The sequence below is a fragment of the Rhizorhabdus sp. genome (assembly GCF_018006725.1).
GTDB lineage: Bacteria > Pseudomonadota > Alphaproteobacteria > Sphingomonadales > Sphingomonadaceae > Rhizorhabdus.
Genome location: NZ_JAGMXV010000009.1, coordinates 19833 through 37605, shown reverse-complemented (window position 1 = coordinate 37605; position 17773 = coordinate 19833). Strand labels below are relative to the sequence as shown.

The following is a 17773-nucleotide window of genomic DNA, read 5'->3' as shown; positions in this document are numbered from 1 at the left end:
ACTGTTCAGCCGATCCCCAGCAGGCCGTCGAGCGCCGCGAGCTGCGCATCCCAGTCATAGCGATTTATGATCTGTTGGCGAGCCGCCTGCCCCATCGCAGCCGCCTCGTCAGGGTGAGTGAGCATGTGGCTGACGGCGTTCGCCATTTCATAGCCATGGGCGACGATCAGATGCTTGCCCGGCTCGGCGTCGATCCCCTCGAATGCCGCCGGAGATGCCACAACCGGGCGCGCCATCGCCATTGCTTCGAGCACCTTGTTCTGCACGCCCCGGGCAATGTCGAGCGGGGCGACGACCACCGAGGCCGCAGCGAGCCAGGGTCGAACGTCAGGCACCTCGCCGGTGACGATCACGTTCTTGAGCTTTGCGAGCTCACGCACGGCGGGGGTCGGGTTGCGCCCGACGACCGCAAACAGCGTGGCCGGATGCTTGGCGCGGATGGCAGGGAAAGTGCGCCGCGCGAAATAGCATACGGCGTCGACATTGGGCCGATAGTCCATCTGCCCGGTGAAGACGAGCATCGGTTCGGCCCCCTCCACGCGCGGAAAGCCATCGGGCGCAAACTTGCGATGATCGATCCCGTTGTCGAGTGCCCGGACATGGTTGGTCGACAGGCCCGCCCGCTTGCGAAACAGAGCGGCTTCGGCCTCGCTGACGAACAGGCTGACGTCCGCCCAGCGGCCGATACTGTCCTCATATTCCGCCAGCAGACGGCCCTCACGCCGGTTGATCCAGGCCAGCGGTCCCCGGCCCGACCTGCCATAGGCAGCGAACTTTTCCGAATCGACGTCGACGAAGTCCATGACGAAACGGCGGCCGACCCGATCATCTGGCACATATTGCGCCATCTGACCCGAATAGGCGAAGATGGTGTCGATCGGCCGTTCGGCGAGCAGTTGGTCCACCATCCGCATGATGCGTCGCGATCCAAACGCCGCGATCGACACCGGCTCGCCGAGCATCAGCGCTTCCAGCCCTGCGCGCAGGCGCGACTTGCTCCGGATCTCGATGTGGAGCGACGCCAGCATCGGCAGCAATTCCTTCGCTAGGCGACGATCTTCCTCATTGTCCACGAAGCCGATCAGATGGACCGGTCGCCGCGCCGCGATATGACGCAGAATGTGGAAGCTGCGAATCCGATCGCCGCGATCAGGCGGGAAAGGGATGCGGTGAGCGAGGAAGAGGATTTCGCCGGTCATCCCAGCCCCCGCGCGATCCAGGGGCCGATCCGATTGGCGACCGCCAGCGGCAGCCGCTGCCACAGCGCGATCTGCAGCCGGTATTTGGGATTCAGCGGATTGATCTGCCGGGGCGCCTGACCGTCCGCCGTACGGACCGCATAGGCAAGCGGCTGCGGCTCGAACCCCCAATTCTTCTTGAAGGCAAAGGCGCCCGTGCCGAATTTCGACCTACCGAAATCGAACCGCCTGCCCCCGCGCTTTCGAGCGTGGAGCATCAGCGAATAATACATCAGATCATTGGCCCGCCACGTTCGCGCGTCCGCAGTACCGCCGCCCCAATAGGGCAGCACCGCCCCCTTGTGGTACAGACTCAGCACGCTCGCGAGCGGCTTTCCCTCGCGACGGACCGTCAGGATATCGGCATCGTCAGGAAAGGCGTCGAGCACCGCATCGAACAATGCGCGCGGAAACACTGGCGTGCCGAGGTTATGGACGCTTTCCGCATAGACCGCATAGTGGGCGCGCCGGTCCGCTTCGTCCCGACCGATACCGACCGTCAGATCGAAGCCAAGCGCACGTCGCACCTCGGCCCGCTGCTTGCGCGGAATGGCGAGCAATTCGCGTTCGTCATCGTCGGCGAGCGACCTGACGAAACCCGCATAGACGCCCTGCTCGACATGCCAGGCGGGATCGTCCGGCACGGTGCCGCCGCGCAGTTCGAGCGAAGGACAGCTCAATCGCCCCGCCAACGCCCACGCCGTCTCCGCAAGCGCATCGGCCGTGTCGCGATCCTCTGCGATTGGCCCGCCCCCGACCGCAAAGCCCGCCGAGACCAATGCCCTGCCAAAGAGGGGCGAATGCACCTCCGACAGTGGCATGACCCCGCATAGCTCGCCTTCGCGCCGCGCGACGAGATAATGGGCCGCCTGCCCGCACGACCGCTCGACCGCGACGCTCCAGCCCGGCCGATGAAAGACGCTAGCTTCGGGATGATCGGCGACATAGCCCTCGATCGCCCGGCATGTTTCCGGATCGGACAGGTCGGCGCGACCGATCTCAGCCATGATCAGGCCGCCCTCGCCGCTTCCGCGCCGATGATCCGGTCGATCCGGTCCCAGGCGAAATCGCCGATCGCCCGCTCCAGCTTGCCTTCCATGGCGGACAATCGGGCATAATGACGCAGGCGCGATCGCAGCGGAGCATCCGCCACGCGGGGCTGACCGGGGTCGATCTCCCACGGGTGGAAATAGAAGATGCCGGGCCGCCCCTCCGCATTGACCTGCCGGATAGCCCAGCGCGAGAAGGTATAGGGGAACAGTCGGAAAAAGCCCCCGCCCCCTGCAGCGATAGTCCGGCCACCGAGACGGGCGGTGGTGACCGGCAGTTCGATCAGATCGGCTCCGGCCACCGGCCGAAAGGCGAAGCGCGGCGCCTCTGGCCAGCCATAATGATCATGCACGACCGGCGCGACACTGGAGGAATAGGCATAGCCTTCTTCCGCCAATATCTCATGCGCCCAGGGCGTACGCGCATCGATCGAGAAGCTCGGCGCGCGGTAACCGATCACCCGACAGCCGCCGAGATCCTCCAGAACCCCGCGCGTGCGGCGTAGATCCTCGCGAAACTGGGCCGGCGTCATGGTGAAGACGCGCACATGGTCCCAGCCATGACTGGCGACCTCATGGCCCGCTGCGACGATGCGTCGGATCAGGTCCGGGTAGCGCTCCGCCACCCAGCCCAGGGTGAAGAAAGTGGCCATGGCCCCGGCGCGGTCGAACAGGTCGATGACGGCATCGCTGTTACGTTCGACGCGCGACGGCAGCCCATCCCAGTCTTCCCGCCGGATGCACTTTTCGAATGCACCGACCTGGAACCAGTCCTCGATGTCGACCGAAAGGCCGTTGGTCACCATCGCCCGGTCAGGCCGCCCCCTGCCCTCCGCCGTCCGGCCGCCGCGACGGCACCGAAACGGGGGCGGCAGGTTGCGGATTGAGCTGGGGATCCGTCTCGACCAGTTCGACGAGCAAGGTCAGCGTCCGACGCAGGATCGCTTCCTGCTCGGCCAGACGCGCCTCCAGTTCGGCATTACGCGCGGCATAGTCGACCGACGCCAGGTCGCTGGCGGGCACCGGTTCGGCGCTCGCTGGCGGCGCGACGGGCACCGACGCGGGATGCGGAGCCACAGGATCAGCCATCTCCGGAGGCTCGAAGGCCGGAATGGCCGGAGCCGGGGCCGGAGCCGGAGCCGGAGCCGGAGCAGCGGGAGGCGCCTCGGAAAGGGGCGGTGTCCAGTCCTGTTCCTTCGGCCAGACGGGTGTCTTGACCGGCTGCGGCGCAGGCTGGGGCGTCGGTTGCCACATGGCTTCGGGCGTCGGCACAGGAACGCGCGGCCATTCGGGTGGCTGCTCGGCGGCTTGCTCTACCGCCCAACTCGGGACCGATGGCGCGGCTGGAGGTTCGGGAAAGGCGGACCGGCTGAGTTCGGGCGGAACATTACCGTCGAACCGGGGCGGCTGCTCGATCGCAGGTGGCGGAAAATGACCGCGCAAGGCAGCTAGCGGATCAGCCACCGGTTCGCCCAGCGGGTCCGCAGGAGAGGCAGGAATCTCATCCTCTTCCGGCGGTGCATAGCTGGTGTAGGACGGCTGCGCGGCCGGCGGCGGAGGCGCGGCCGGTGGCTGAGGTGGTGGCGTCGCGACGAAGGGCGCTGCGGCCTGCTGCGGCGCGAACGGCGCCGGTTGCGGCGTCTGAAAGGGCGTCGCCAGCGGGGGCACGGGCATGGAAGCCGCCGGTTGCGGCGCAGGTACAGGCTCGGGCGCCACGAAGACCGGTTCCGGCTCGGACGGCATTGCCTGCGCGCGCGGCTGCGGCCCCTGCGCCGGCATGATGCTCTCACTGGCAAGATCGGAGGCGACGTCGTCCACCACTTCGCCGTCGATGTCGGTCAGGCGCTCGATCGCGCCCTGGAGCATGACGCGCCCCGCCAGCATGTTCAGCCGGCGCGGAATGCCGCCCGACAGCCGGTGGAAGGCTTCATAGGCGTCCTGGGTGAAACGCGGTGTTCCTTTCCAGCCGGCACAGGCCAGCCGGTGCATGACGTAAGGAGCGACCTCCTCGGGGCCCATCGCGGTCAGATGATGGGTCGCGATGACGCGCTGGCGCAGTTGTTCGAAGCGCGGCTGTGCCAGCGCGTCGCGAAACTCGGGCTGGCCCAGCAGGAAAATCTGCAGCAGCGCCTGTCCGCCATATTGGAAATTGGACAGCATCCGCAGCTCTTCGAGCGCGGAAATGGGCAGGTTCTGCGCTTCGTCGACGATAAGCAGGGTGCGCTTCCCGTTGCGCGCCTGCTCGTGCAGGAAGCGCTCGATCCGCGCCAGCAACTGACCCTTGGCGGCGACATCGGTCGCGACCCCCAGCGCCAGCGCGACGATCCGAAGGATATCCTCTCCCTCGAGCTGGGTCGATACGAGGTTGATCGCGGTCAGGCGCGAACGGTCGATGGTCGCCATCAGGCGACCGACCAGCATGGTCTTGCCTGTGCCGACCTCGCCGGTCACGACGATGAAACCTTCCCCCTGCGCCAGGCCATAGCCCAGATAGGTCATCGCCTTTCGATGGGTCGCACTTTCGAAATAGAAGCGCGGATCCGGCGTCAGCTGGAACGGGCGATCCGTCAGGCCATAGGGATCATGGTCCATAGCGACCCTCCCTCTTGCTGGATGGGAAAGGGGTCATGTCAGAAACGGTATTGCAGGCCGACTTGCGCACGCCCGGAGACATCAGCCGTAAGTCCATCCTGCTTCGACGCATCCACCGCCACACTCGCCTGCATCTGTATCCCGCGTCCGAACGTGCGGAAATAATTCGCACTGGCCGACCCCGACAGCACGTCGGATGCGCCCACCTGACCATTCTTAAACATGTTACCCGTAAAAGAAAAGGATACGCCCGACTGACGGGTAAGCTGGCCACCGATTGCGAAATTGCCGAAAATGCTCTGATCGACGACGCCGGCAAGCGAAACCACGGCGTTCGGATCGTCGATATAGTTGCGCCGCGTATAGCCGAGCCCGGCGGAGACGTTCCACTGACGCATCGCGCGGGTGAAGATGATGCTGGCTCCGCGCTCCCGATACATATTCGCCGAAGCTTGCCCCAGCGTACCACCGATACAGCGCCCCGACCCCGCAGCCTTTCCGAACAGGCAATTCTGAAACGAGGTTGACGGATCGATCGCCTGGCCGAGATCGAGATTGACGGGAGAGTTGGCCAGTCCGCTGGTGAGCCCCTGACCGAAGCTCTGGATCTGATCGCTCACGATGACCGTTAGGCCGGTCTTCTCGCTGGGCTTCATTTCGACCAGACCGGTGACGGAAAAGCCCCCGTAGCGATAGCCGGCGCGCGCCTCGAAGCGGGTCCGCCGGCTCGGACGCCAGATCACGCCCGCATCGGCGATGAAACCGTTGACGTCATAGGTCAGCACCCGTGGCTTGCTGGTGTCGGAGACGAAGCCGCCGCCCCGTCCGATCACCGGAAGGCCGGTCAGGCTGTCGATCAGCGCCTCGCGCTCCGTGGTGCGGGTCTTTTCGTACCCGGCGCTGGTAACCAATGCGATCGTCCGCGCCACCGGCAGCTTGATCTCACCGATGATGTTGAGCGCACGCAGCTGCTGGTCGAGGTTCGACAGGTCCTCGGCGCGGACCTCGCCGCTGAGCTTCCAGTCGAACGGAAGCGAGCTGCGCTCCATCCCCAGGGAAAGCTGGGCCTGTTGCGACACCGAACTGTCGAAGCGGTCGGTGGTCGGCCCCAACGAAAAGACGCCGCTGTCGCTCTTGTTCTTGGTATAGCCGTAGCGATAATTGGCCGAGAAGCCGAGATCGCCGATACGGTGAGCGAGCATCGGCTGGACATAGCCGGAATAGGTCTGGGTGAGGTTCCGGCCACTGCCGAAATTGGTCGGCGGCGCGGGGCCGCTTGGATCGATGCGGCTGCGCGTGACGATGCCGCCGCCCTGCACCGTCAGCCATTCCTCGACGATCACCGCCCGCGCCTGCATCACCCCGTCCTGTACGAAGGACTGCTGGGTGTCGCCCATTTCCGGGATGCGATAGGCGAGCCTGTAGGTTCCCGAGACGGTCACCCGGCGGTTGGTGACCTGGGCAGCCAGCGTTCCCGAAACTTCGGTGTAGGTGAGATCGTCGACGCCCTGCCCGCTCAGCTGAGACTGGACCACCTGCTGGATGTCGAAGAAGGCGCCGATCTGCGGCCGTTCGGCATGAGCCGCGCCACAGGTGGCCCCGCCGGCAAAGAGACCCAGCAGAGCTTGCGCGGTGGACCGCCTCATCGCGGCGCTTCGTAGCCGTAATAGCTGCCGAAACGACGAGCATTGGGCGCGAAGCGCGCGCCGTTGAGCAGGAGCTGGATTTCCTCGCATCCCCCGAGCAGCAGCACCGCATCGCGCAGCTCTGCCTCGCCCGTCTTGTCGGCACGCACGACGAGCAGCACCTGCCCGACATGATAGGCGAGCACCGAGGCGGGCGACGCTGCCAGCGCCGGAGGGCTGTCGAAGAGAATGATACGGTTGGGTTTGGTCGACAGGCGTTCGATGATCTGCCGGGTCCGGTCGGCCGCGATCAGTTCGGTCGCCTCATTGGTATATTTGCCCGACGGCAGGACCGAGAGATTGCCGACATCCGTCTTGATAACCAATGTCTCGACGTCGACATCGGGATCGGCGAGCGCGTCCATCAGTCCCACCGGGCCCTCGATACCCAGAGTCGACAGCACGGTCGGCTTAGCGAAGTCGCCATCGATCAGCAGCACTTCGATGTCGCGTTCGTTCGCCATCGATAGCGCCAGATTGACCGCGCAGAACGTCTTGCCCTCGTTCGCCTGCGCCGAACAGATCAGTATCCGGCGGCCATTGGGCAGAGCGGTCGGCCCGATCGCGTTGAGCAACAGGGTGCGCTTGACGATACGGAACTCCTCGGCGAGCGCCGTGATCGCCGCATCGGGCATCACGAAGCCCTGATCGATCAGATCGGCACGATTCACCTTGGCGGTGCGATAGATGATCTCGGGCGCGGCCAGCGCGGCCGGCTCTGGCTGGGCCGCCGGCAGGATCGGAGGCGTCACCGCAGGCGGGGGCGTGACGGACGGTTCGGGCAAGGAAGCGGGAACGACAGCCGCCGGCGGCGCTTCCAGCACGGGAGCCTGCATGGCCCCCGCACCGAGGCTGATCGGATCCGGTGACAGGGTCGGCGACAACGGCACGTCGAGCACTGGCGACTGTCCGATGGTCCCGGGATCGGGCATTACGACTCGCGCCCGCAGCACCGCCTCGAAATCATAGACCGAGCCCGCGCGCTCGATCAGCGACCCACGGCGGCGGCGCTTCTTGGCAGGCGGCTTGGGGCTGTCGTCGTCCACGGTCACGACACCATGATCCGCTTGATGAACTCGATCAACATCAACAGCATGAACATGCCGGGAAGACCGGCCGCTGCCGACGAGAACCACATCATCTGCTTACGCCGAACCTGGCGCGTGTCGGCCGTGATCACCTCGGAAATCGATCCGAGAACGGGCAGGCCGCTGGCCTTGGCGAGCTGTTGCGTGGTGGTAAAGACGCTCGACAGCTGGCTTTTGGCAAAGCCGACGCCGGCGCCCACGACGACACCCGCGATAAGCACGGCCGTCAGCAACATCGTCCGGTTGGGTGCGGCCGGCTCGCGTGGCAGCGAGGGCTGGTCGATCACGCGGAAACGCACGCCATCGGTCTTGCCGGTGGCATCGGAGCGCAGCTTCGCAGACTCGCGCCGCTCCAGCAATTTGTTATACTGGTCGCGCAGAACGTCATAATCGCGATCCAGACGTGATTGGTCGATCTGCTGCCCCGGCGCCGTAAGCTGCCTTTGCCCGATCAGCGTGATGGCCTGTTCGAGTTGCTGCTTGCGCGCCTCCAGCGCGGCGACATTGCCCTGCCGCTCGGCCTGCATCGACTTGAGCGAAACATAGACCGGGTTGGGTGTCATCGGAACGGAGCGCGTCCCGCCGCGCGCCTTCTCCGCCCGCAGCTGCGACAGCTGGGACCGGATCGCTATGACGTCGGGGTGCTTCTCGGTCCAGCCGCGCGAAATCGCCTCCGACAGCTGGCCTTCGAGCGACGCAATGCGCTGGTCGATCGTGTCCAGCCCGCCGACGCTGCCCGCAGGAATTTGTGCAGGCGTAGCCGCAAGCTGCCCATTCATGGCAGCGAGCGCGCTGCGGGCCTGCATCAGATTGGATTCGAGGCTGACCATCTCGTTACGCACGGCGTCCATGCGCTGCTCGAGCGTACCGGTCCCTGGCAGCGCGCCCAGCGTATCCTGCGTAATCTGAGCCCGACGACGATCCACGTCGGCAAGTTCCTTGGCTCGCCGTGCCAGTTCCTGATCCAGGAACCGCAGCGCCTCTTCGTTATTGACCTTCGAGCCGATCACATTCTCCTGCACGAAGATGTCGATCAGCTGCTGGGTAACGCTGCGGACGATGTAGGCTGTCTGCTGCTCGGAAATGCCGTTCAGGCTGATGCGCGTCTTGATTTCAAGCAGATCTTCGCCTTGCGCGGTAATCGAGATGCCGCCGCGCAATGCGCCGATCAGCGACAGCGATTCGTAAGAGGTCAGCGGTCGCTCGCCATTCGATACATTCTTGACGACCCGCTTGAGCATCTCGGTCGAGGTCAAAGACTGGCGCACGCGATCGACGCTTCGCTGCATGTCCCCTTCGGACCCGTCGCCGAACAGCGACTTGACCTGCACCTGGATACGCGCGCTGCTTTCATAGGAGGCCGGAACGCGCATCACCATCACCCAGCCGACCAGACAGAAGGCCCAGGCGACGGCGAGCGCGAGCCAGCGCATGCGCCAGATCGCATAGAGCGCGATGCGGATCTCGGTGTAGATCGCTTCCATCGCCTAGCCAGCCGCCCCCACGGTCACCGGACTCAGAACAGGCTCTCGGGAATGATGATCACATCCCCTGGCAGAAGCTTCACATTCGCCTTGATGTCACCGCGCTTCAACAGACTGTCGATCCGCAGGCGATATTCCTCCTGCTTCTTGGTTTCGGGATTATAACGAATGAGCTTGGCGCGATTGCCGGCGGCATATTGCGACAGGCCGCCGACCGTGATCATCACGTCGAGCAGCGTCATGTCCGCGCGATAGGAAACCGTCGAAGGCTTTTCTGCAGCACCGACGATACGGATCTGCTGGGCAAAGGTACCGGAGAAATTGTTGACGATCACGGACACGATCGGGTCGGTGATATAGGTCGACAGGGCATTGTGGATGTCGTCAGACAATTGCGTCGGCGTCTTGCCCACGGCCACCATGTCATTGATCAGCGGCAGGGTGATACGGCCGTCGGGGCGCACCTGCACCTGCGCGCCGAGTTCAGGGTTGCGCCAGACGAACACGGTCAGCGAGTCGAGCGGACCGATCGTGTAATCCTCGCCCGGCTGGCCGCCCTGCGGCACGAAGGGCGCCGGCGGCAGCTCCTTTTCAGCTGCGGCGACGGGAGACAGCGCGGTCGTCGCCACGAAGGCGGCTGCAGCGATCGACGTCCAAAGTTTAGCACTCAAGGCCATCACCAATCCTCCGGGACATTCGCGACACTGGTCTGCCCATATTCACAACCAGTCAGCCCCCAAGCCCCGTCTAATGTCGCACAAACCCTGAACACTTGCTTAGAATCACAGGATTCGGGCGCCGTCTATGGTTAATTCCTTCGCCTCTCCCTGCCCCAGAAAACGAGCGGGGCTCGCAGTGGCTCCATAGGCCCCTGCAAGATAGAGGACGACCAGATCGCCGACCCCCGCAACAGGCAGTTGGACCTGATCCCCCAGACGGTCGAGCGGCGTGCAGAGGCAACCCACCACCGAGGCAGTCTCCACCCTATCCGGTTCGCGGCTTTTGGTCAAAGAAATCGGATAGTTACGGCGCACAACGGTGCCGAAATTACCACTTGCCGCCAATTGGTGGTGCAAGCCGCCATCGACCACCAGGAAGGTCTCTCCATGACTCTGCTTGCGGTCGACGATCCGGGTCAGATAGACGCCCGCCTCTCCCACCAGCCAGCGCCCAAGCTCGATTGTAAATTCTGTGCATTCGAGGATGGGCCCGCGTCCGGCGAGCGTGTCGGCCAGCGCCGCCCCCACCCGTGCTTCGTCGAGCGGCTTGTCGGACGCGAAATATGGAATGCCGAAGCCGCCGCCGAGATTGACGTGCGGCGGTGCCACGCCCGCTTCGCGGCTGATACGATCGGCGAGCGCCACGGCAGACGCCTGTGCCTCGATCAGCGCTTCGGCATCAAGAGCCTGAGAGCCCGCAAAGATGTGCAGGCCGCGATAGAGGCCGCCATTGTCCTCAATTTGACGGATCAGCGGGGCGACGCGATCGGCGTCGATACCGAAGGGCTTGGCCCCGCCCCCCATCTTCATCCCCGAGCCTTTCAGCTCGAAATCCGGATTGACGCGCAAGGCGAGGCGGGGCGTCGAGCCCCGCGCGCGGCCCAGCGCCAGCGCCCGATCGAGTTCGGATGCGGATTCCACGTTGATGGTGATGCCCGCCTCGATCGCCATTTCCAGTTCGCGGTCGCGCTTGCCCGGTCCTGCAAAGGAGATGCGACGCGGCTCCATGCCGGCATCGAGCGCCAGCCGCGCCTCCCCGCCCGAGGCGATATCGAAGCCGTCGACCAGCCCGGCCATTGCCGCCAGCAGGGGCGGATGCGGATTGGCCTTCACCGCATAATGGAGCGATACGGCGGGAAAGGCAGCGCGAAAGCGCTCGACCCGTCGCCTCACGATGGCGAGGTCATAGACGAACAGCGGCGTATCGCCCGCCAGAACCGCCCACTCTTCGGCTGTTCGCTCGCCGAGCATCAGCGCGCCGTCCTGCCAGACATAGTCCGTGGGAATGGGACCAGTTGGCTTCATGCATCCTTCTCCGCTTGTGCAAGCGCCTCGGCACGCAGGACGACGCGATCGAGCTTGCCATTCGCGTTGCGCGGCAGTTCCTCCTGCCAGACGATCCGTGTCGGCTGCATGAAAGACGGCAGGTTCCGACGAAACCAGTCGCGCAGGCGTTCGTCGGCGTCCTCGACCTGAGGGCGCGCGTAGAGCCAGATGGCCTGCCCCTGCCGCTCGTCGGGCAGACCGAGCGCGACAACTTCGGCCGTCGCGCCGCTGGCGATGGCCGCTTCCTCGATTTCGGTCGGGCTGATCCGGTTGCCTGACACCTTCATCATCTCGTCGTCGCGGCCGATGAAACGGAGCAGACCTGCGCGGTCGCGCACCACCGTATCGCCAGACCAGACGGCAATACCGCCATGGACCGCGTCCGCAGGCGCCGGCCTGAAGCGCAAGGCGGTCCGTTCCGGGTCGTGCCAATAGCCCTGCGCGACCAGGGGGCCGGCATGGACCAGTTCGCCCGGCTCATTGTCGTCGCTCACGCTGCCATCGGGCCGGACGACGAGGATCTCCGCGAAGGGTATCGCCTTGCCGATCGAGTCCGGATGGGCATCGATCAATGCGGGGTCGAGAAAGGTGGAGCGGAAAGCCTCGGTGAGCCCGTACATCGAGAAAAGACGCGCCTCGGGAAACAGTTCGCGCAGACGCCGGACGAGCGACAGGCTCATCCGTCCCCCGGTATTGGTGAGGCGCCGCAGCGAGCCGATCGCATCGGCCGGCCAGTCTGCCTCAATAAGCTGTATCCACAGCGGCGGGACCCCGGCGAGGGTAGTGATCCCATGCCGTTTCACTGCACGGATCACGTCGCGTGGCGTCAGATAGTCGAGCGGGTGGACGCAGGCGCCCGCGGCCCAGGTCGACAGCAGCTGATTCTGCCCATAATCGAAACTGAGCGGCAGCACCGCTAGGGTGCGGTCATCGCCTTCCAGCCCCAGATAATGGGCGACCGATATGGCGCCCAGCCACAGATTGGCGTGGCTCAGCATAACCCCCTTAGGGCGCCCGGTCGACCCGGAGGTGTAGAGGATAGCGGTGAGGTCAGACGGATCGGCGGCCGACGGCGGCAACCGGTCGTCGGTGGAGAGCAGCGCCGCCCCGTCTTCCTCCTCGATCGCCAGGGCACAGCCCGTCGGCCTGTCTCCAGCCTCCAGCGTCGCGGCGCGCCCCTTGCCTGCAATCAGAAGCCGGGCGCCGCTGTCGGCCAATATGTGCGAAACCTGATGATGCTTGAGCTGCGGGTTGATCGGAACGTGGATCAGCCCGGCCCGAGCGGCGGCGAGCGGCAGGATGCAGGCGAGCCGCCCCTTGGCCATCCAGCTCGCCACCCGGTCCCCCGGTTGCAACTTTCGAGCCCTAAGACCGGCAGCAAGGCGCGACACCGCCTCGTCGAGCCCCGCATGGTCGAGCAGCCCGGTCCTGTCCACGAGCGCGGGTGCCGATCGATCGCCGCGAAGGGAGAGATGATCGAGCGGGCGAGGAACGGGGTCTGCAGCAACGGGCATCGCCTGACAGCTAGGGGCTGGCGACGGGATGGGCAACCGGCTGCGGACATTGCCTAACCGAATCTTGTTCCGCGCCATCAATGCGTCTACGGAGCCGCCACTTCCGAACCGCGAGGACCATCCGACGTGAGCGCAGCCGATTTCGAGAGCACCGAGCAAGCCGTTCGCGCCGTTCTCGCCGAAAGCCTGTCGCTCGACGTCGCGCGCGTCGACGGGTTTGATGCCGATACGCAGCTGTTCGGGTCGCTGCCCGAACTCGATTCCATGGCGGTGGCTGGCCTGCTGACGGCGCTGGAAGACCGGCTGGATATCATCATCGACGATGATGAAGTGGACGGCGAAATGCTGGAGAGCTTCGGCGCGCTACTGGCTTTCGTGGAACGCAAGCTCAAGCGCTGACGGAGCGGGACGGCCTTCGCCCCGCCCGGCTGCGAAAGGCTCAGGCGTCGACGGTGACCCGCGCCTCGAAATCGGCCTCGGCTAGGAAACGCTCGGCATCGAGGGCGGCCATGCAGCCCATGCCTGCAGCGGTCACCGCTTGGCGATAGACCTTGTCGGCGACGTCGCCGCAGCCGAACACGCCCGGGACATTAGTCCGGGTGCCGCCCTTCTCGACGATCAGATAGCCATCCTCGTCGAGTTCAAGATGCCCGCGGAAAAGCTCGGTCGACGGGCTGTGGCCGATGGCGACGAAGCCGCCGTCGGTCTCCAGCTGCGACACCGCGCCGGTGACTGTGTCCCTGAGTTCGATCGCGACCAGCCCGGCATTGCCTTCGCCGCCGACAAAGCGCTCGACCTGCTGATTCCAAAGCACCTTGATATTCGGATGGGCGAACAGCCGCTCCTGCAGGATCTTCTCGGCCCGCAGCGAATCGCGGCGGTGGATCAGCGTCACGTCGTGGCTGTGGTTGGTCAGGTAGAGCGCCTCTTCCACCGCCGTGTTACCGCCGCCGATGACGGCGACCTTCTTGCCGCGGTAGAAGAAACCGTCGCAGGTCGCGCAGGCGGAAACGCCCTTGCCGCCCAGTTCCATCTCGCCTTCCACGCCCAGCCACTTCGCCTGCGCGCCGGTCGCGATGATCAGCGTGTCGGCGACATAGACCGTGCCGCCGTCGCCCTTCAGCCGGAAGGGGCGCTCGCTCAGGTCGATCTCGGAAATCATGTCCCAGACCATCGTCGCTCCGACATGCTCGGCCTGGGCGCGCATCTCTTCCATCAGCCAGGGCCCCTGGATGACCTCGCGGAACCCCGGATAATTCTCGACATCGGTGGTAATGGTCAGCTGGCCGCCCGGCTGGATGCCCTGGACCACGATCGGCGCCATGCCGGCGCGGGCGCCGTAGATCGCGGCCGAAAGGCCGGCCGGGCCGGAGCCGATGATCAACATGCGGGTCGAGTGGGTGGCGGTCATGGCTGTCGTTCCGGTGATGCGGGTGATTCTCGGAAGTGCAGATAGGGACGCAGCCCCCGCTTTGGCAACCGCTACGCCTTTACCCCGGCTTAGCTTTCGCTCGCTAGTCCGGCGGAGATGACTGCACGCTCGACATGCCGTATTGGTGCAACAAAGGCTCTGCGCGACAGGCGAGGCTTCGCCGCTGTGCGCTTTGCACTGTTCACCTGCCTGTTTGCAGCGGTGGTCGCGCTGACCGTTCCCAGGCTGTTGTCCGAGGGTGCTCCCGCTAATCCCGTGATGGAACTGCGGCACCATCTTCCCACAGCGCTGGACGCCATCGGCGATGCGATGAAGGGCTGAGCGCGTCAGCTGGCCGATCTGCGAAACAGTCGCCCAAATCGCGCTCGCGCATCGCGATCGTCCTTGTCGTCCTGTCCCTCACCGGCTTGCGCCTGGACCACAGCCGTGGTCTCGCGCAGACGCTCGGAGAGAAAGATGGCAAGGGCCCGATAGAAGCGCGCCGCGAACTCCGGTTGCTCCTCGAAACGGTCGAGGATCAACTTGCGGGCGATGGCGAGAACCTCGACCGGTTCCTCGGCCAGCACCGAGACGAGCGGGGAATGGCGCTCCACGAAGGACATCTCGCCGACCACGTCGCCCACGCCCAGCCGCGCGACCTGCGTTCCATCACGCAGACGGACCGCGACGCTCCCGGCGAGCACGAAGAATATCTCGTTCACCGGCTTGCCCGCGCTTACCAGCATGTCGCCAGATTTGAGGCTTCGTAGCGTGCCGACGGACAAGAGCCAAAGCATGTCGGCGTCGCTCAGACCGGCGGCGATATAGCGGGCGTTTTTCATCAACGCTTTAGCACTTGATCCCGCAGATAAGTTCCATAGGCGCTCTTGCCGAGGGCATCGGCCAGGCATTCGAGCTGGCCGGCGTCGATGAAGCCCTGCAGATAGGCCACCTCTTCCAGGCAAGCGATCTTGAAGCCCTGCCGCTTTTCGAGTGTGCGGACGAACTCTGCCGCCTCGATCAAGCTATCGGGGGTGCCCGTGTCGAGCCACGCATAGCCGCGCCCCATCAGTTCGACCGAGAGCTTCCCCGCATCGAGATAGGCCTTGTTGACGTCGGTTATCTCAAGCTCGCCGCGCGCCGACGGCTTCAGCGAGCGGGCAATCTCGACGACGTCGGAATCGTAGAAATAAAGGCCCGTTACGGCCCAGTTGGAGCGGGGCCGCTGGGGTTTCTCCTCGATCGATACGGCGCGCATCGCGGCATCGAACTCGACGACCCCGTATCGCTCGGGATCGGTCACATGATAGGCGAAAACGGTCGCACCCTCGCTGCGCGCTGCTGCAGAGCGGAACAGATCGGTGGCGCCATGGCCATAATAGATGTTGTCGCCCAGGATCAGCGCCGACGGCTCGTTCCCGACGAAGTCGGCGCCGATGATATAGGCCTGCGCCAGCCCGTCGGGGCTCGGCTGCACGGCATAGCTGATCTCCATCCCCCACTGGCGGCCGTCTCCAAGCAGCGCCTGGAAGGAGGGAATGTCGCGCGGGGTGGAAATCAGCAACACCTCGCGGATGCCCGCCAGCATCAGCGTCGACAGCGGATAATAGATCATCGGCTTGTCATAGACCGGCAGCAGCTGCTTCGACGTCACCATCGTCATCGGGTGGAGCCGCGTGCCCGCGCCGCCTGCCAGGATAATGCCCTTCACGCGTCCCACTCCTGATTCCGGGCCGGTGGCCCGAGCAGCTCATCGATAATGTCACCGACGGCCCCCTGCCAATGGCGGGGTTCGATGCCATAGCCCCGGTGCAGCGCGGCGGTCGACAGCCGGGAATTTGCCGGGCGGCGCGCAGGAGTCGGATAGTCCGCGGTCGTGATCGCCTCCACCTCGGCGACCGGTCCGCCGCGCTCCGCGCTCATCCGGAAGATCTCGCGCGCCAGTCCGCACCAGCTGGCCTCGCCTTCATTGACGAAATGCTGGATGCCGAGCGGCGCGGCCCGGTCATCGAGCAATCGCAACAGGATCATCTGCACGGTGGCGGCGATGTCTGCTGCGCCCGTCGGACAGCCGCGCTGATCATCGACGACGCGCAGCCGGGGCATCGTTTGCGCGGCGCGCAGCATCGTCTTCAGGAAATTGTGGCGGTGCGCCGACAGGACCCAGGCCGTCCGCAGTACCAGCGCCCTCGCTCCACTCCCGAGCACGGCCCGCTCGCCGGCCAGTTTCGACGCACCATAGACACCTAGCGGGGCGACGGGATCATCGATCGCATAAGGCGTCGTCTTGCTCCCATCGAAGACATAGTCGGTCGACAGATGGACGATGGGAAGGCCCGCCTCGGCCAGCCACCCCGCCGCTTCGCCGTTGATACGAAAGGCAAGCTCGGGCTCCGCCTCGGCCCGATCCACCGCCGTATAGGCGGCGCAATTAACGATGCAGTCGACCGGATGGCGATCCAGATAGGTCCGGATGCTGTCGCGCGAAGCGAGGTCGAGTTCTGCACGCGTAGGAAAAAGAGCGACGGTGTCTTCGGGCCAGGACAAGCGCGCCATCTCCAGCCCGACCTGTCCCTGACCGCCCGTGACGAGGATATGGCGCCCGCTCATCCGGTCGCGAGGCCCAGCCGCTCCGTGGCGTAGCGCGCGTCGAGAATGTCCTGCCACCAGGGGCGGTTGTCGAGATACCAGCGCACGGTCCTCTCTATCCCCTCCTCGAACGAGACCTGTGGCTCCCAGCCCAGCTGGTCGCGGATCTTGCTCGCGTCGATCGCATAGCGGCGGTCGTGCCCCGGCCGGTCGGCGACGAAGCTGATCTGGCTGGCATAGCTGCGGCCGTCCGCTCGCGGTTGCAGGCGATCCAGAGCAGCGCAGATTGCCTGTACCACCTCGATGTTGCGCCGCTCCGAATTGCCGCCGACATTATAGGTCTCCCCGGGCGTCCCCCGCTCGAAGACGGTGCGCAGGGCGCGGGCATGGTCCTCGACATAGAGCCAGTCGCGTATGTTCGAGCCGTCGCCATAGACGGGCAAGGGTTCGCCGGAGAGTGCCCGGATGATGATCAGCGGAATCAGCTTTTCGGGAAAATGATAGGGCCCGTAATTGTTCGAGCAATTGGTGACGAGCACCGGCAGGCCATAGGTATGCCCCCAGGCCCGGACGAGATGGTCGGAGCCAGCCTTGGAAGCCGAATAAGGCGAGCGCGGATCATAGGCCGTACTCTCGGTGAACAGGCCTTCGTCGCCCAGCGATCCATAAACCTCGTCGGTCGAGATATGATGGAAGCGGAAATCCGCTCGCCGCTCGCCATCGAGCCCGCGCCAATAAGCCAGCGCCTGATCGAGCAGCGTAAAGGTGCCGACGACATTGGTCTGAATAAAGGCGCCGGGTCCGTCGATCGAACGATCGACATGGCTCTCGGCGGCGAGGTGGGCGACGATGTCGGGCTGGAATTCCACCAGCAGCGACCGGACCACCTCGGCATCGCAGATGTCGCCCTGGACGAAACGATAGCGGGGGTTGTTGCCGACCGGCGCGAGCGAGGTCAGCACCCCGGCATAGGTCAGCTTGTCGAGGTTGAGCACCTCATGCGTCGTCTCGCCGATCAGGTGGCGGATCAGCGCGGACCCGATGAAACCCGCCCCGCCGGTGACCAGGATACGCATCG

Annotated in this window: 16 protein-coding genes and 1 pseudogene; 2 read left to right on the top strand and 15 right to left on the bottom strand. The window is 65.2% G+C overall.

The window, feature by feature from the left end:
* Positions 1-5: 5 nt before the first annotated feature.
* From KAY22_RS02790 to KAY22_RS02745, 10 genes and pseudogenes are all read right to left on the bottom strand, one after another.
* A complete protein-coding gene (locus tag KAY22_RS02790) occupies positions 6-1199 on the bottom strand; it encodes a TIGR03087 family PEP-CTERM/XrtA system glycosyltransferase (protein WP_296619723.1) in 1194 nt (397 codons plus the stop codon).
* Positions 1196-2245: a FemAB family XrtA/PEP-CTERM system-associated protein gene (locus KAY22_RS02785; protein ID WP_296619721.1), complete on the bottom strand. Its 1050-nt coding sequence runs from the start codon at positions 2243-2245 to the stop codon at positions 1196-1198. The genes KAY22_RS02790 and KAY22_RS02785 overlap by 4 nt, the downstream gene beginning before the upstream one ends.
* Positions 2246-2247: 2 nt before the next feature.
* Positions 2248-3093 (bottom strand): XrtA system polysaccharide deacetylase, encoded by an 846-nt coding sequence (locus tag KAY22_RS02780; RefSeq protein WP_296619719.1) that lies wholly within the window; start codon positions 3091-3093, stop codon positions 2248-2250.
* A 988-nt stretch (positions 3094-4081) separates the two neighbouring features.
* Positions 4082-4879: pseudogene (locus KAY22_RS02775) on the bottom strand (XrtA/PEP-CTERM system-associated ATPase); the annotation flags it as partial.
* Positions 4880-4917: 38 nt separating this feature from the next.
* Positions 4918-6525: a hypothetical protein gene (locus KAY22_RS02770; protein ID WP_296619717.1), complete on the bottom strand. Its 1608-nt coding sequence runs from the start codon at positions 6523-6525 to the stop codon at positions 4918-4920.
* Entirely contained in the window at positions 6522-7616 is a 1095-nt protein-coding gene (locus KAY22_RS02765; RefSeq protein WP_296619715.1) for an AAA family ATPase, read from the bottom strand. Before KAY22_RS02765 ends, KAY22_RS02770 begins: the two co-directional genes overlap by 4 nt.
* Entirely contained in the window at positions 7613-9136 is a 1524-nt protein-coding gene (locus KAY22_RS02760; protein WP_296619713.1) for an XrtA system polysaccharide chain length determinant, read from the bottom strand. Before KAY22_RS02760 ends, KAY22_RS02765 begins: the two co-directional genes overlap by 4 nt.
* Before the next feature lie 32 nt (positions 9137-9168).
* Entirely contained in the window at positions 9169-9813 is a 645-nt protein-coding gene (locus tag KAY22_RS02755) for an XrtA/PEP-CTERM system exopolysaccharide export protein (protein ID WP_296619710.1), read from the bottom strand.
* Between the two features lie 105 nt (positions 9814-9918).
* On the bottom strand, positions 9919-11160 hold the full coding sequence (locus KAY22_RS02750; RefSeq protein ID WP_296619708.1) for a pyridoxal-dependent decarboxylase, exosortase A system-associated: 1242 nt from the start codon (positions 11158-11160) through the stop codon (positions 9919-9921).
* Positions 11157-12695: an acyl-CoA ligase (AMP-forming), exosortase A system-associated gene (locus KAY22_RS02745; RefSeq protein ID WP_296619705.1), complete on the bottom strand. Its 1539-nt coding sequence runs from the start codon at positions 12693-12695 to the stop codon at positions 11157-11159. The genes KAY22_RS02750 and KAY22_RS02745 overlap by 4 nt, the downstream gene beginning before the upstream one ends.
* 126 nt (positions 12696-12821) lie before the next feature.
* Between KAY22_RS02745 and KAY22_RS02740 the strand changes: the two genes are divergently transcribed.
* Complete coding sequence (locus KAY22_RS02740; RefSeq protein WP_296619703.1) at positions 12822-13094, top strand: phosphopantetheine-binding protein; 273 nt, start codon at positions 12822-12824, stop codon at positions 13092-13094.
* A gap of 40 nt (positions 13095-13134) precedes the next feature.
* Here KAY22_RS02740 and trxB read toward each other — a convergent pair whose 3' ends face one another.
* Positions 13135-14106 carry a thioredoxin-disulfide reductase gene (trxB, locus tag KAY22_RS02735; protein WP_296619701.1) on the bottom strand — a complete coding sequence of 324 codons (972 nt, stop codon included), beginning with the start codon at positions 14104-14106 and terminating at the stop codon, positions 13135-13137.
* A 186-nt stretch (positions 14107-14292) separates the two neighbouring features.
* Between trxB and KAY22_RS02730 the strand changes: the two genes are divergently transcribed.
* Positions 14293-14448 (top strand): hypothetical protein, encoded by a 156-nt coding sequence (locus KAY22_RS02730; protein WP_296619699.1) that lies wholly within the window; start codon positions 14293-14295, stop codon positions 14446-14448.
* A 5-nt stretch (positions 14449-14453) separates the two neighbouring features.
* On the opposite strand, the gene KAY22_RS02725 is transcribed toward KAY22_RS02730, so the two are convergent.
* The 4 genes from KAY22_RS02725 to rfbB are packed head-to-tail and all read right to left on the bottom strand — an operon-like array spanning position 14454 to position 17771.
* A complete protein-coding gene (locus KAY22_RS02725) occupies positions 14454-14948 on the bottom strand; it encodes a cyclic nucleotide-binding domain-containing protein (RefSeq protein WP_296619697.1) in 495 nt (164 codons plus the stop codon).
* The gene (gene rfbA, locus KAY22_RS02720; RefSeq protein WP_296619695.1) at positions 14948-15817 is read right to left on the bottom strand and encodes a glucose-1-phosphate thymidylyltransferase RfbA; all 870 of its coding nucleotides are present in this window, start codon (positions 15815-15817) and stop codon (positions 14948-14950) included. The genes KAY22_RS02725 and rfbA overlap by 1 nt, the downstream gene beginning before the upstream one ends.
* Positions 15814-16716, bottom strand: coding sequence for a dTDP-4-dehydrorhamnose reductase (rfbD, locus tag KAY22_RS02715; protein WP_296619693.1), 903 nt, complete (start codon positions 16714-16716; stop codon positions 15814-15816). Before rfbD ends, rfbA begins: the two co-directional genes overlap by 4 nt.
* A complete protein-coding gene (rfbB, locus tag KAY22_RS02710) occupies positions 16713-17771 on the bottom strand; it encodes a dTDP-glucose 4,6-dehydratase (protein WP_296619691.1) in 1059 nt (352 codons plus the stop codon). The genes rfbD and rfbB overlap by 4 nt, the downstream gene beginning before the upstream one ends.
* Positions 17772-17773 lie beyond the last annotated feature (2 nt).

Coding starts and splice junctions, on each gene's coding strand:
- KAY22_RS02790 (WP_296619723.1), bottom strand. CDS start 1,199: ATGACCGGCGAAATCCTCTTCCTCGCTCACCGCATCCCTTTCCCGCCT.
- KAY22_RS02785 (WP_296619721.1), bottom strand. CDS start 2,245: ATGGCTGAGATCGGTCGCGCCGACCTGTCCGATCCGGAAACATGCCGG.
- KAY22_RS02780 (WP_296619719.1), bottom strand. CDS start 3,093: ATGGTGACCAACGGCCTTTCGGTCGACATCGAGGACTGGTTCCAGGTC.
- KAY22_RS02770 (WP_296619717.1), bottom strand. CDS start 6,525: ATGAGGCGGTCCACCGCGCAAGCTCTGCTGGGTCTCTTTGCCGGCGGG.
- KAY22_RS02760 (WP_296619713.1), bottom strand. CDS start 9,136: ATGGAAGCGATCTACACCGAGATCCGCATCGCGCTCTATGCGATCTGG.
- KAY22_RS02755 (WP_296619710.1), bottom strand. CDS start 9,813: ATGGCCTTGAGTGCTAAACTTTGGACGTCGATCGCTGCAGCCGCCTTC.
- KAY22_RS02750 (WP_296619708.1), bottom strand. CDS start 11,160: ATGAAGCCAACTGGTCCCATTCCCACGGACTATGTCTGGCAGGACGGC.
- KAY22_RS02745 (WP_296619705.1), bottom strand. CDS start 12,695: ATGCCCGTTGCTGCAGACCCCGTTCCTCGCCCGCTCGATCATCTCTCC.
- trxB (WP_296619701.1), bottom strand. CDS start 14,106: ATGACCGCCACCCACTCGACCCGCATGTTGATCATCGGCTCCGGCCCG.
- KAY22_RS02725 (WP_296619697.1), bottom strand. CDS start 14,948: ATGAAAAACGCCCGCTATATCGCCGCCGGTCTGAGCGACGCCGACATG.
- rfbD (WP_296619693.1), bottom strand. CDS start 16,716: ATGAGCGGGCGCCATATCCTCGTCACGGGCGGTCAGGGACAGGTCGGG.
- rfbB (WP_296619691.1), bottom strand. CDS start 17,771: ATGCGTATCCTGGTCACCGGCGGGGCGGGTTTCATCGGGTCCGCGCTG.